General features: G+C 74.0%; 5 protein-coding genes. All 5 read left to right on the top strand.

Annotated elements, in window-relative coordinates; genetic code table 11:
• Nucleotides 1–223 precede the first annotated feature (223 nt).
• The 5 genes from ABD126_RS25230 (at nt 224) to ABD126_RS25210 (ending at nt 15,057) form a co-directional block, all read left to right on the top strand.
• Complete coding sequence (locus ABD126_RS25230) at nt 224–1,519, top strand: helix-turn-helix domain-containing protein (RefSeq protein ID WP_343936382.1); 1,296 nt, start codon at nt 224–226, stop codon at nt 1,517–1,519.
• 115 nt (nt 1,520–1,634) lie between these two features.
• A complete protein-coding gene (locus tag ABD126_RS25225) occupies nt 1,635–2,138 on the top strand; it encodes a hypothetical protein (protein ID WP_343936381.1) in 504 nt (167 codons plus the stop codon).
• Nucleotides 2,139–2,295: 157 nt separating this feature from the next.
• Nucleotides 2,296–8,832, top strand: a complete 6,537-nt coding sequence (locus ABD126_RS25220; protein WP_343936380.1) for an RHS repeat-associated core domain-containing protein — start codon at nt 2,296–2,298, stop codon at nt 8,830–8,832.
• 26 nt (nt 8,833–8,858) lie between these two features.
• Nucleotides 8,859–9,197 (top strand): hypothetical protein, encoded by a 339-nt coding sequence (locus ABD126_RS25215; protein ID WP_343936379.1) that lies wholly within the window; start codon nt 8,859–8,861, stop codon nt 9,195–9,197.
• Between the two features lie 127 nt (nt 9,198–9,324).
• A complete protein-coding gene (locus ABD126_RS25210) occupies nt 9,325–15,057 on the top strand; it encodes an RHS repeat-associated core domain-containing protein (protein WP_343936378.1) in 5,733 nt (1,910 codons plus the stop codon).
• Nucleotides 15,058–15,064: the final 7 nt, after the last annotated feature.

The following is a 15,064-nucleotide window of genomic DNA, read 5'->3' as shown; positions in this document are numbered from 1 at the left end:
CAGGCCGCTGACGCTAGAGCCGCCACCGCCGGCCGACAAGCGGTCATTCGGCGGTTTACCGGGCGTTTAGCCGACCCTCCCGCAGCCCCGGAACCTGCGCAAACACCGGGGCGCGACCCGTGAGCGGACCCATGACGGCAGCGGTAGCGCGACGACCGACGATGTCGGGTACCGACGCCGGCCGGAGGGGAGCCCGCGTCGGCGCACGAGGGGGGAGCAGCGCGTGTCCGACGTCGATCCGGTCGGTGCCAGAACCCGGGCCGAGTTCATGCTCCTGCTGCGCCGGCGGCGGGAGGTCGCCGGCCTGTCCTACCGGCAGCTCGAACGACGGGCCCGGCAGGACGGCGGCACCCTGCCGCCGAGCACCGTCGCCACGATGCTGCGCCGGTCCACGCTGCCCGGCCCCGAGCTGATCGCCACCTTCGTGCGGGCGTGCGGCGCGGACGGCGGGGAGGTGGCCGCGTGGCTGTCCACGCGGGCCCGCATCGCCTCCGCCGGCACGTCGGGCGGCGTGACCGAACCGCCCGAACCGGGCGTGGTGGTGCCGCGCCAACTGCCGCCCGGGGTGCCCGGCCTGGTCGGCAGGCGCTCGGCGCTGGCCGAGCTGGACGCCGCGGACTCCGGCCTGGTCGTCGTCACCGGCGGGCCGGGCGTGGGCAAGACGGCGCTGGCCGTGCACTGGGCCCACCGCGCCCGCAACCGCTTCCCGGACGGGCAGCTGCACGTGGACCTGCGCGACTGCCCGTCGACCGGCGCGGCCCTGGCGAACCTGTTGGTGGGGCTGGGCGTCCAAGCGGGCGCGGTGCCCGCCGACGACCGGCAGGCCGCGGCGCTGTTCCGGTCGGTCGTGGCCGACCGGCGGGTCCTGCTGCTGCTGGACGGGGCGACCTCGGCCGAGCAGGTCCGCCCGCTGCGGCCGGGCGCGGCCGGCTCGTGCACGGTGGTCACCAGCCGGGACCGCCTGGTCGGGCTGGCCGTGCACGACAGCGCCCGCGTGGTCGAGGTGCCGCCGCTGGACCGGGAGCACGCGGTGCGGCTGCTGGCGCAGGCGCTGGGGGAGAGACGGGTGGCGGCCGAGCTGTCGGCCGCCTGCCGCCTGGCCGCCCTGTGCGACCGCCTGCCCCTGGCGCTGCGGCTGGCCGCGACCGCCGTGGACCACACCTCCGCCACCCCCATCGCCGACCTGGTGGCCGAGCTGCTGGTGGACCCGTTCGGCGCGCTGGCCGTGCACGCCGACCTGCGGCTCGACGCCGCCTTCGACCTGTCCTACCGCGCGCTGGACCCGGTGTGCCGGCGCGTCTTCCGCCTCCTGGGCACGCTGCCCGGGGCCGTGGACACCGCGGTGGTGGCCTCGGCGGCGGACCTGCCCTTGAGCGAGGCCCGCGGGGTGCTGCGCCGGCTGGTCGACGGGCACCTGGTGGTGCGCGGCGAAGCCGACTCGCACACCGTGCGCGGCCTGCTGCGCGAGTACGCGCGCGGCCTCGGCGCACCCGCGCGCCACGAGACCGCCGCTGCCTGAGCGTCACCGGCGATTGCGCCGTTCGGTGTAACGCTTCCCCCGTCCGGGTCCGACTCCACGGGTAGCGCGCTCGTCGAGGAGATCTCCTGTTCACCCATTCTCGGGAGGAGAGATCATGAAACGGACTGCCGTGCTCGTCGCTGCCCTGCTCGCGGTGCTGGGGGTGTGCGTCGCGCCCGCGAACGCGGTGCCGGCCGGCGCCCAGGTGCGCATGGACCTGGCGAAGGTCCGCATCGCCACCGTCCAGTTCCACGACGTGGGAACGGCCCTGGACGCCGGGTACGTGCCGGTCGGCGGCTGCGTCCCCGGCATGGGGTTCCACTACCTCGACCCCGCGCTCGCCGGCCCCGGCCTGGACCCCGAACAGCCGGAACTGCTCGTCTACGCGCCGACGCCCAGCGGCAGGCTGCGGCTGGTGGCGGTGGAGTGGTTCGCGGCGGACGCCGACGGCGACGTGAACACCGCCCCCGACCGGCCGTACCTGTTCGGCGTCGGCTTCGACGGCCCGATGGCGGGCCACGAGCCGGGCATGCCGGTGCACTACGACCTGCACGCCTGGGTGTGGGAACACAACCCGGACGGCATGTTCACGGCCTTCAACCCCGGGGTCACCTGCTGAGCTCCCCCTCGCCGGTGTCCGCGCGGCCCCGTCGCGGGGCGGCGCGGTCGCCTGCGGGTGTTCCGGTCCGTTCGGGACTGTGCGCAACCCCGCTGTCCGCCCGCTGACCCCGGTTCGCTGACCCCTCGGCTCGTCGCGAGTTCGAGGAGGTTGCAGCATGCGTTGGTCACGTCGTCGGTCCGCGCGGCACCGGGCCCGGGGTCCCGCGCGGTCGGGTGTGGTGGTCGGTGTCGTCGCGGCCCTGGTGGCGTCCTGCCTCACCGGGCCCGCCGCGTCCGCCGCCCCGCCCGACCGGCCCGGCCGCCCGGAACCCAGCCGGTCCAAGTCCGTGCCCGGCACCGGCGTGCCGGTGCGGCCCAGACCCGCCGACCCGGCCGCCGACAGCGCGGTGAAGGCCGTCGCCGAGGCGGCGTGGCCGAAGGCGGGCAGCGTCGAGGTGGCGTTGCCGCGCACCGGCCAGGCGCGGGCCGCCGACACGCCGGTGACGCTGGGTTCCCCGGGGCCGCAACGGGTCGTGCTGGACGTGCTGGACCGGCAGGCCGCCGAGCGGGCCGGTGTGGACGGTGTGCTGTTCGGGGTCCGGCGGGTCGACGGCGCGCGGCGGGCGGGGCCGGTCACCGTCGACTTCGACTACTCCGGCTTCCGGTCGGCGTTCGGCGGCGACTACGCCTCCCGGCTGGCGCTGCTCCGGCTGCCGGCGTGCGCCGTGACCGCGCCGGAGCGGGCCGAGTGCCGCGTCGGCACGGTCGTCCCCGCGACCAACGACGTCCGGGCCGGTCGCATCCGCGGTGAGGTCACCGCCTCCGCCGCGCTGCCGCCGCGCTCCCGCGCCGCCGACCCCGAGGACTCCCGCGCGGTCGCCGCGCCCGACGCCGTCTACGCGGTGGCCGCCGGGCCCAGCGGCAGCGCGGGCAGCTTCAAGCCCACCTCGCTGTCGCCGTCGGCGACCTGGCAGGTCGGCCTGCAGTCCGGCGACTTCGGCTGGTCCTACCCGCTGGACCTGCCGCCGGTGCCCGGCCCGGAGCCGACCGTCGCCCTGTCCTACAGCTCCGGCGGGGTGGACGGGCGGACCGCGTCGACCAACAACCAGGCGTCCTGGATCGGCGACGGGTTCGACTTCCAGCCCGGGTTCATCGAACGCCAGTACACGACCTGCGCCGCCGACGACCCCGCCACCCCGACCGGCGACCTGTGCTACGCGAGCGCGAACGCCGTGGTGTCGCTGCCCGGCGTCGCCGGTGAACTGGTGTGGGACGCGAGCCGCCGGGTGTGGCGGGCCGAGGAGGACGACGGCTGGCGCGTCGACCAGCTCTTCGGCGCGACCAACGGCGACCAGGACGGCGAGCACTGGCGCCTGACCTCCCCGGACGGCACCCAGTACTTCTTCGGCCGCTCCGAGGCGGCGAAGTCGGCGTGGACGGTGCCGGTGTTCGGCAACCACGCGGGCGAACCGTGCCACGCGGGCTCGTTCACCGCCTCCTGGTGCGCGCAGGCCTACCGCTGGAACCTCGACTACGTCCTGGACCGCCATGGCGACGCCATCGCGTACTTCTACAACACCGAGACCAACCACTACGGCCGCGCCAACACCCCGTCGCTGGCCACCCCGTACGTGCGCGGCGGGCAGCTCGCCCGCATCGACTACGGCCTGCGCGACGGCCGGACCGACCCCGCGGCCCGGGTCGTGTTCACCGCCGCCGACCGGTGCGTGCCCGGCTCGCCGTGCCTGCGCACCCGCCCGGCGGACTGGCCGGACACCCCGTGGGACCAGCAGTGCGACGGCGGCACGTGCACCGGCAACACCTCGCCGGTCTTCTTCGGCACCAAGCGCCTCGCGGCCATCACCGCCCAGGTCCGCGACCAGGGCGTGCTGACCGACGTGGACTCGTGGACCCTGCGCCACCTGTTCCCGGCCACCTCCGACGTCACCGACCCGAGCCTGTGGCTGGAGTCGATCACCCACACCGGCCACGTCGGCGGCACCGCGACCACGCCGGAGGTCAACTTCGACGGCGTCCTGCTCGACAACCGGGTCGAGGCCGGCGACGGCGAGGCGTGGATGCGCCGCTGGCGCGTGGCCCGCGTGCACACCGAGACCGGCGGCCAGGTCCAGGTCACCTACGGCGACCGGTCCTGCGCCCCCGGCGACACCCCGGCCGCCGACGGCAACGGCAGGACCTGCTACCCGGCCCACTGGACCCCGCAGGGCGCGCAGGCCCCGGCCCTGGACTGGTTCCACAAGTACCTGGTCACCGAGGTCCGCGAGATCGACCGGGTGGGCGGCTCGCCCGACGAGGTCACCTCCTACGAGTACGTCGGCGACGCGGCCTGGCACCACGACGACGCCGAACTGGTCCCGGCCGAGCTCAAGACGTGGGGCCAGTGGCGCGGCTACCAGACGGTGAAGGTCCGCACCGGCGCCCCGGACGGCCCGCGAACCCTCGAAGAGCACCGCTTCTACCGAGGCATGCACGGCGACCTGAAATCCGACGGCACCCGCAAAACCGTCCAGGTCGACGGCCGGGACGACCTGCCGGTCCTGCGCGGCTTCGCCCACGAGGAGATCACCTACAACGGCGACGGCGGCCCGGAAATCGCGCGCGAACTCCACGAACCGGTCGTCATCGGCCCCAACGCCACCCGCCACCGCCCGTCGGGCGACCTGTCCTCCTACGTCACGGAGGTCAAGCGCAGCCGCACCCGGACCGCGCTGGAGGGCGGCGGGCACCGCGAAACCGAGGAACAGCACTTCTACGACGACTTCGGGGCGCACGTCCGCACCAACGACCTGGGCGACCTGTCCACGCCGGACGACGACACCTGCACGACCGTCGAGTACGCGCGCAACCTGGACGCGTGGCTGATCGCCACCGCGCACCGGGTCCGCAAGACCTCGGTGTCGTGCGACAGAACCGCCCAGCCCGCCGACGTCATCTCCGACGAACGCACCTACTACGACGGTTCCGACACGTTCGGCGCGCCACCCACCAAGGGCGACCCGACCAGGACCGAGGTCCTGTCCGGCTGGGACGGTGACACCCCGCGCTACACCACCACCGAGCGGTCGGTCTACGACGCCCACGGCCGCGAGGTCGAGGAGTACGACGCGCTGGGCAACCCGGAGACCACCGCCTACACCCCGGCGGTCGGCGGCCCGGTCGCACAGGTCAAGACCACGAACGCCCTGGGCCACACGGACACCACCGACTTCCAGGTCGCGACGGGCGACCCCGTGCGGCAGACCGACGAGAGCGGCAAGGTCACCACGATGGCCTACGACCCGCTGGGTCGGCTGGCGAGGGTGTGGCGACCGGGCCACGAGGGCGGCACCCCGGACGTCGAGTTCGAGTACGGTCTGCGCGCCGACGGCCCGTCGTGGGTGACCGCCAAGAAGCTGACCGGCCACGGCACGCAGCTCACCGCCACGACCCTCTACGACGGGCACCTGCGGGAGCGGCAGCGGCAGAGCCCGTCACCGGCCGGCGGGCGGATCGTCACCGACACCGCCTACGACAGCCACGGCCGCGTGGCGAAGGTCAACGCCGACTACCACAACCCCGACCCGCCGGGCACGGACCTGGTGGCGGTCGCCGACGAGGCCGTGCCCGCGCAGATGGTGTTCGAGCACGACGGCGCGGGCCGCGAGACCGCCGAGGTGTTCAAGGTCGAGGGCGTCGAGAAGTGGCGCACCACCACGGCCTACGGCGGCGACCGGATCAGCGAGACACCGCCGCGCGGCGGGACGGCGACGACCAAGCTGTTCGACGCCCACGGCCGCGTCACCGAGCTGCGGCAGCACAAGAACGCGCTGGAGTTCGACGCGACCCGGTACGGCTACACGAAATCCGGCGAGCTGGAGACCGTCACCGACCCGGCGGGCAACGTGTGGCGCACGCACTACGACGTGCGCGGTCGCGAGGTCCGCGTGGACGACCCCGACCAGGGCTCGACCACGATGACCTACGACGACGAAGACCGGCTGCTGTCCACCACGAACTCGCGCGGCCGGACCGTCACCCACGACCACGACGCGCTGGGCCGCAGGACCGCGTCGCACGCGGACGGCACGAAGCTGGCCGAGTGGGTGTTCGACGTGCTCGCCGACGGCACGCCCGTGCCGGGTCTGGAGGCCGCGTCGATCCGGTACGTCGACGGCCGGGCCTACCGCGACGAGGTGCTGGAGGTGGACGACCAGGAACGCCCGGTGCGCTCCGCGGTCACCGTCCCGACCGGGCCGCTGGCCGGGCGCTACGAGTCGCGACTGGCCTACAACACCGCGGGCCAGATCGTGTCCGCGACGCTGCCCGGCGTGGGCGGCCTGCCCGAGGAGACGTTGGAGTACGGCTTCGACGAGTGGGGCAACCCGAACTCGCTCAGCGGCCTGACCCGGTACGTCGACTCGACCTGGTACACGGAGCTGGGTGAGGCGTCGCTGGTGGTCATGGGCGTGCCCGGCCGGCAGGTGTACCAGAGCTTCGACTACGAGGCCGGCACCCGCCGCCTGGTCGGCTCGACCCTGCGGCACGAGGGCGACCCGACGCCGGTGGTCAGGCGGACCCTGTCCTACGACCCGGCGGGCAACCTCACCTCACTGGTCAACGAGAGCGCCGGGCGTCCGGTGGACACGCAGTGCTTCCGCCACGACCACCTGCGCCGCATGACCGACGCGTGGACCGGTTCCTGCGACGCCGAGCCGTCGAAGGACGCGCTCACCGGCCCCGCGCCGTACTGGCACTCCCACACCTTCGACAAGACCGGCAACCGGCTCACCGAGACCCGGCACGAGAGCGACACCACCAGCCGCTACACCTACCCGCAGGCCGGTGCGCCGCAACCGCACACCCTGACCTCGGTCACCACCGAACGGCCGGGCGGCAGCCGCACCGACCAGTACACCTACGACGAGGAGGGCAACACGCTCACCCGCGTCCTGGGCGACCGGACGCAGCGGTTCACGTGGGCGGCCGACGGCGAACTGGCGTCGGTGGAGGAAGGCGACAAGGTCACCTCGTACGTCTACGACGCCGACGGCGACCGCCTGCTGCGCCACGACCCCGAGGGCACGACCCTGTACCTGGGGACCTCCACCGAGGTGCACGTGGACAAGGTCGGCCTGGTCACCGGCACCCGCTACTACGAGCACGACGAGACCACGGTGGCCGTGCGCACCGGCGAGGGCACGCTGTCCTGGCTGTCGGCCGACCACCACGGCACAGCCGAGTCCACAGTGGACGCCGAGACCATGTCGGCCACCCACCGCCTGCACCTGCCCTACGGCGCGGAACGCGACGCGCCGGCGGGGTGGCCGGGGGAGCGGGGCTTCGTCGGCGGCACCAAGGACGCCTCCACCGGCCTGACGCACCTGGGTGCCCGCGAGTACGACCCGGAGACCGGCCGGTTCCTGTCAGTGGACCCGGTGATCGACGAGGAGGACCCGCAGCAACTCCACGGCTACCTGTACTCCAACAACAACCCGTTCACCTACTCCGACCCGGACGGCCTGTTCTGGTCGGGCGTGCTCAAGAAGGTCGCCAAGGTCGCGGAGGTGGCCTCCTGGATCCCCGGCCCGGTCGGCACGGCCGCGGGCCTGGTCGGCGCGGCGGCCTACGCGGCGACCGGCAACAAGGGCAAGGCCCTGGAGCTGGCGGCCGGCGCGGCGACCAACCTGGTGCCCGGCGGGAAGCTCCTGCTCAAGGCCGGCATGGCGGCGGCGAAGGCCGTCGGCAAGGCGGGCGCGAAGGCCGGGACGAAGGGCGCGGCGGCGGCGGCGAAGACCGGCCGGGCGGTGGCGAAGGCGGCCAAGTCGACGGCGAAGAACGTCAAGACGGCGGCCACGAAGACCGGCCGGGTGGTCAAGACCGGCGGCACGTGCAAGGTCAACTCGTTCGCCCCGGGTACGCCGGTCGTGCTGGCCGACGGCACGCGGGTGCCCATCGAGCAGGTCCGGGTGGGCGACGTGGTGCTGGCCCGCAACCCGCTCGACGGCGAGGTGACCGGCCGGCCGGTGGTCGACGTCATCGTCGGGTCGGGCCGCAAGCACCTGGTGGACGTCGACCTCGACCGCGCGGGCCCGGAGGTCCTGACCGCGACGGCGGGACACCCGTTCTGGGTCGAGGGCCGGGGCTGGGTGCCCGCGGGCGCCCTCGCGGCGGGCGACCGGGTGGTCGGCGCGGACGGCGCCGCGGCGACTGTCCAGCGGGTCGTAGACCGCGGCGAGGTCGAGGACCGGACCGTCCACAACCTGACCGTCGAGGACCTGCACACCTACCTGGTCGAGGCCGACGGCGTGGACGTCCTGGTCCACAACTGCGGCAAGAAGATCTCCAACGGCCGGTGGAAGCACATCGTGGATCGGCACATCAACCCGCGCAAGAACACCGAGGCGGAAAAGCTGCGCACCCAGGGCCGGGCCAAGGTCGAGCGGCTGATCAAGACGACGGTGAAGAAGGGGAAGAAGGAGAACCAGTTCGCGGGCCGGACCTCCTACGAGCACGACTTCGGCCGGCCGATCGGGCGCACGCCGGACGGGCGGCCGGTCACGAGGGTGAAGGTCGTGAAGGACCCGAAGGGCAGGGTGACGACGTTCACCCCGGTGGACCCGGGCAAGGCCACCAAGGGCAAGAAGAAAGCGAAGGCGAAGAATCACACCGGCCGTCATTATCGGAAGGGCAGGGTGCGCGCGTCGGCAGCCTGAACCGCCGGGAACCGGAGGAGGTGGTTGTGGAGTTCGTGCTGTACCGGGTGAGCCAGCCCGGGACGAGTCGGCGGCGGCGGTCGTTGCGGGAGGTCGCGATGGTCACCGACGACCACGGCGTCCTGGCATGGCTGTTCCAGACGGTCCACGACCGGCCGGGGGTGCCCATGCTCAAGCGGGTGGACCCCTACCGGGACCTGGAGTTCACCTCGGCGGAGATGGAGCAGCTCATCGCCGAGCTGGACCAGGTCGCGCCGAGCGCGGACGAGTTCAAGGGCGGGCTGGAGACGGTGCGCGCTGTGCGTGCGCTGGCCCAGCGCTGCCTGGAGGACCCGGAGCTGGTCGTGCGGTTCGTGGGCGACTGACACCGGGTGTTCGGATCCGTTCGGCACAGCCGCGAGCGCCGGCCGAACGGGGTGCGGTGGCTCCAGGGTGGGCGTCAGGGCCGGGGTGTGGCGCCCCGGCCCTGACGTCGTTCAGGGGAGAACCCGCATGGTGGCTGGCAGAGGGCTCGTCAGGGTCCTGGTGGGCGCGTTGGTGTTGTCCGGCGTGGTGGGGGTGCCGGCGGGGGGCGCCGCGCCCGGGGTGCCGCGGGTCGGGGAGAAGGCGGTGCCGGGGCGGGTCGCGGGCCGGGTGGCCGTGCCCGAGTTGGCGGTGTCGCGGCAGGCCGTGACGGCCGCGCCCGAGGTCTCGTGGGACGCCGGTCCGGACGTCGTGGCGCAGCCGACCGGGGACGGGATCGTCTTCCACGCCCGCCGGGACGGCACGGCCGAGATCGACTACACCCGGTTCCGCACGGCGTTCGGCGGCGACTTCGCCACCCGGCTGCGGCTGGTGGAGGTGGCCACCGGCAAGGTGCTGCCCGCCCGCAACGACCCGGCGAACGGCCGCGTCACCGCCGACGTCAAGGGCCCGAACCGGCCCACCCGCGGCCCGGACGGCACGAAGGTCGCCGCCACCCCCGGACCGCTCTACGCCCTGACCGCCGGCGCCGCCGGGGAAGCGGGCAGCTTCGCCCCGACCTCCCTGGCCCCCTCCGCCACCTGGGCCGTCGGCGTCCAGTCCGGCGACTTCGCCTGGACCTACCCCGTCCAGACCCCGCCCGCCCCCGGCCCGACGCCGCGGATCGCCCTGTCCTACTCCTCGGGCGTGGTCGACGGCCGCACCGCCTCCACCAACAACCAGGCCTCCTGGGTCGGCGAGGGCTTCGGCTACGAGCCCGGGTTCATCGAGCGCACCTACAAGCCGTGCGCCGAGGACGGCGAGGCGACCGGCGACCTGTGCTGGGACCGCCAGGCCGCGCACCTGGTCCTCCCGGGCATCACCGGCGAACTGGTGTGGGATGCCGCCAAGCAGCTCTGGCGCGTCGCCAACGACGAAGGGTGGCGCGTCGAACTGCGCACCGGCGCGGACAACGGCGACAACGACGGCGAGCACTGGCTGGTCACCGGACCCGACGGCACCAAGTACACCTTCGGCGCGCACAAGGACGCCAAGTCCACCTGGACCGTCCCGGTGTTCGGCAACGACGACGCCGAGCCCTGCCACGGCCCGAGCTTCGCCGGCTCCTGGTGCCAGCAGGGCTACCGCTGGACCCTCGACAGCGTCACCGACACCCACGGCGACCAGGTCACCTACTTCTACGAGACCGAGACCAACCACTACGGCCGCGCCGGGTCCGCCGCCAACGCCACCCCGTACGTGCGCGCCGGCCGCATCGCCCGCGTCGACTACGGCCACCGCGCCGGCACCGCCCCGACCGGCAGGGTCCTGTTCACCGCCGCCCCGCGCTGCGTCCCCGGCTCGGCCTGCTCGCCCACCCGCACCGCCGACTGGCCGGACACCCCGTGGGACCTGCACTGCGCGGGCGGCTCGTGCGGCGCGGCCGGTCCCAGCTTCTGGGGCACCCAGCGGCTGGCGAAGATCACCACCCAGGTCCGGCAGGGGGCCGGGTACGCCGACGTCGACTCGTGGGTGCTCGACCACGTCTTCCCGGCCACCGACGACCACACCAGCCCGGCCCTGTGGCTGCGCTCCATCACCCGCACCGGCCACGTCGGCGGCGACGCGAGCCTGCCGCCGGTGCTGTTCGACGGCGTCCGCCTGGCCAACCGGGTCGGCGCGGTCGACGGGTTGCAGCCGATGAACAAGTGGCGCATGTCCCGCGTCTACAACGAGACCGGCGGCGTCACCGAGATCGACTACTCCCCGGACCGCTGCGACCCCGCCACCCTGCCCCGCCAGGACACCAACGAGGAGAACTGCTTCCCGGCCTACTGGCTGCGCCAGGGCGCGTCCGCGCCGGAACTGGGCTGGTTCAACAAGTACGTCGTCAACGAGGTCAAGGAGATCGACCGCGTGGGCGGCGCGCCGCGCAAGCTCACCCGCTACGAGTACGTGGACGCCGGACCGGCGTGGCGCTACGACGCGGCCGAGCTGGTGCCCACCCGGTTCAAGACCTGGGGCGCGTGGCGCGGGTTCCAGAAGGTGAAGGTGCGCACCGGCGAGAACGGCGCGCAGACCCTCACCGAGCACCTGTTCCTGCGCGGCATGGACGACGACCTGCTCATCGACGGCACCCGCCGCGAGGTGGAGGTCACCGACTCGCAGAACAAGACCTACGAGGACAAGCCGGGCTACGCCGGGTTCGCCCGCGAGACCGTCGTGCGCGACGCCGTCACCGGGGCGGAGATCTCCGCGCAGTTCCAGGAGCCGTGGCTGTCCGACCCGACCGCCGTGCGCCACCGCGACAGCGGCCCGTTGGAGGCGCGCATCCTCAAGGTGGACTCGGTGCAGACCCGCAAGGGCGACCGGGTGACGCAGACCAGGACCAAGCACGACGAGGTCGGCAACGTGGTCGAGGTGCACGACCTGGGCGACGTGGCGGTGGCCGACGACGACGTGTGCACCACGACCACCTACACCCGCAACACCGAGGCGTGGGTCGTGGACCGGCCCAACCGCGTCCTGACCACCGCACTGCCCTGCGGCACAACGGCGTCACCGCTCGACGTGATCTCCGACGACCGCACCTACTACGACGGCGCGACCTCGATCGACACGCCGCCGACCAAGGGCGACGTGACCCGGACCGAGCGCCTGGCCGCGTGGGACGGCGCGCAGCCGGTGCACTCGACGGTCACTCGCGCCGCGCACGACCAGCACGGCCGCGTCATCGAGTCGTTCGACGCCCTCAACGCCCGCACCACCACCGCCCACGAGCCCGCCACGGGCGGCCCGGTGACCAAGGTGACCGTGACGAACCCGTTGGGCCACACCACGTCCACCGAACTCGACCCGGCGCGCGGCCAGACCCTCGCCACCACCGACGCCGAAGGCCGCCGCGCCGAACGCGCCCTCGACCCGCTGGGCCGGGTCACCGCCCAGTGGCAGGCGGGCCGACCCACCACGGAGAGCCCGACCGCGCGGCACGAGTACCTCATCCGCAACGACGGCCCGGCCGTGGTGACCACGCACCGGTTGCGGGGCAACGGCGAGTACGCCACCACCCACACCCTCTACGACGGCCTGCTGCGCGAACGCCAGACCCAGGCCGCCTCGCCCAACGGCGGCCGGGTCGTCACCGACACCCTGTACGACGCGCACGGCCGCGTCTCGCGCACCAACAACGCCTACTACAACCCCGACCCGCCGGCCGCCGAACTGCTGCTGGTCGAGGACGTGGACGTGCCGTCGCAGGAGGTCGTCGAGTACGACGGCGCGGGCCGCACCAGCGCGGAGGCGCTGCGGACCTTCGGCGCGGAACACCACCGCACCACCTACACCCACGGCCCGGACCGGGTCAGCGCCGACCCGCCCGCCGGCGGCACCCCCACCACCGAGATCACCGACGTGCGCGGCCGGCTCGTGGAGCTGCGCCAGTACACCGGGGACGCCCCGACCGGCGACTTCCACGCCACCACCTACGGCTACACCCGCTCCGGCCTGCGGTCCTCGGTCACCGACGCGGCCGGCAACACCTGGCGGTTCGACCACGACGTGCGCGGCCGGCAGGTCCGGGCGCAGGACCCGGACAAGGGCGTGGCGACCATGACCCACGACGACAAGGACCGGCTGACCACCGTCACCGACGCGCGCGGCACCACCCTCACCCACACCTACGACGCGCTGGACCGGCGCACGGCGGTGTTCGAGGGGGCGCGCAAGCTCACCGAGTGGACGTTCGACACCGCGCCCGGCGGCCTGGGCCAACCGGCGTCTTCGGCGCGGTTCGCGGACGGCCAGGCGTACCGGTCGGAAGTCCTGGGCTACAACGCCAACGGCCTGCCCACCGGCACCGCCGTGACCATCCCCGACCGCGAAGGCGCGCTCGCCGGCCGGTACGAGTCCACTGTGGACTACGACGCGGCCGGTCAGGTGGTCGCCACGACCCTGCCCGCCGTCGGCGACCTGCCCGCCGAGACCCTGACCACCGGCCACAACGCCCTGGGCCTGCCGGTGTCGCTGGTCTCCGAGCTGCTGCCGTACGTGTCCGACACCGGGTTCACCGGCACCGGCCGCACCGAGTACCACGTGCTCGGCGGACGGGTCACCCGCGGCTACGGCCACGACCCGGCCACCCGGCGGCTCACCCGCCAGACCACCGCGTCGGAGGCCGGGACGGTGGCCGACGTGACCGTGGGCCACGACCCGGCGGGCAACGTCGTGTCGCTGCACGACGCGGTGTCCGGCGACGCCCAGTGCTTCCGCCACGACAGCCTGCGCCGCCTGGTCGACGCCTGGACCTCGACCGACTGCTCGGCCGACCCCGGCGTGCTCGGCGGCCCCGCGCCCTACTGGCACACCTACGGCTACGACAACGCCGGCAACCGCACCCGCGAGGTGCGCCACGAGACCGGGGTGACCCGTGAGCACACCTATCCGGCGGCCGGCACGCCCGGCGCGCACCGCGTGACGTCGGTGACCTCGGGGACCCAGGTGGACTCCTACGGCTACGACGCGGCGGGCAACACCGTTGCGCGGCCCGGCCAGACGCTGTCCTGGACCGCCGAGGGCCGGTTGGCCGAGGTGCGCGCCGGGGACGCGGTGACGACGTTCGACTACGACGCCGACGGCGCGCGGTTGCTGCGCCGCGACCCGGCCGGCAGCACGCTGTACCTGGCGGGCACCGAGGTCCGGGCGGCCGGCGGGGCGGTGACCGCGACGCGGCACTACTCGTTCGGCGGGTCCACGGTCGCGGTGCGCACCGGCGCGGGCGTGACGTGGCTGGTGGACGACCAGGCGGGCACGGCGGGCGTGGCCATCGGCGCGGACGACCTGGCGGTGACCGTGCGGCGGCAGTTCCCGTTCGGCGCGCCGCGCGGGACGGCGCCGGCGTGGCCCGGCGAACGCGGGTTCGTCGGCGGCGTGACCGACGGCTCGACCGGCCTGACCCACCTCGGGGCGCGCGAGTACGACCCGGAGCTGGGCACGTTCGTCTCGGCCGACCCGCTGCTCAACGAGGAGGACCCGCAGCAGTTGGCCGGGTACGCCTACGCTGGCGGCTCGCCGGTCACCAACTCCGACCCCAGCGGCCTGACCTCGCAGTACGTGCCGCTGCCCGAACCGCAGGGCCTGGTGTGGGACAGCGCGCTGACGGCGTTCCGCGTCGCGGAGACCGGCCGGCACCGGGCGCTCTACACCGCGCACGGCCCGGACCCCGAGCCCACGCGGCCGGCCGTCGCCACGGGCGCGTTCACCGAACTGGTCGCCCAGGGCCTGAGCGGCGGCTGGTCGCCGAAGGTCCCGCCGGGCTACACCACGCCGCCCGGCGCGACCCCGGAGACCCCCAACCGCCCGTCACCGCTGCCGGGGGTGCCGGTGACCTCGCCCTACAGCGACCCCGGTCCGGGCAACTGGAACGTGACGTGCCGAACCGACGGCGCGGTGCGGACCTGCACCTACACCCCGGTCCGGCAGACCCACAAGCCGGTGGGGCGGACCATCGGCTACGACGTGATCGGCGACTCGGGGGAGTACCTGCGCGAGGACGACGGCATCGGCTACTTCGACTACGGCGACGGGTACTTCGAGGAGCGCGAGCTGTGGGAGTACGACCGGTGCAAGCCGTGGAACCCGTGCGACAACAAGCCGGGCAAGATCAAGGGCTACAGCCCGCCCGGCCTGTACGACGGCAAGAAGAACCCCACGGCCGGCCCGGCGCACGACGGCAAGAAGAAGCCGTCCGGCTCCAAGGGCGGCTCCAAGGGCAAGAAGAAGAAGTAGGGCCGCG

It is taken from the genome of Saccharothrix mutabilis subsp. mutabilis (assembly GCF_039521145.1).
Lineage (GTDB): Bacteria > Actinomycetota > Actinomycetes > Mycobacteriales > Pseudonocardiaceae > Actinosynnema > Actinosynnema mutabilis.
This window is presented reverse-complemented; position numbering and strand designations above follow the sequence as displayed.

Bases quoted from the DNA above. Each gene is read 5' to 3' on its own strand.
- ABD126_RS25225 (WP_343936381.1), top strand. From the start codon at position 1,635: ATGAAACGGACTGCCGTGCTCGTCGCTGCCCTGCTCGCGGTGCTGGGG.
- ABD126_RS25220 (WP_343936380.1), top strand. From the start codon at position 2,296: ATGCGTTGGTCACGTCGTCGGTCCGCGCGGCACCGGGCCCGGGGTCCC.
- ABD126_RS25210 (WP_343936378.1), top strand. From the start codon at position 9,325: ATGGTGGCTGGCAGAGGGCTCGTCAGGGTCCTGGTGGGCGCGTTGGTG.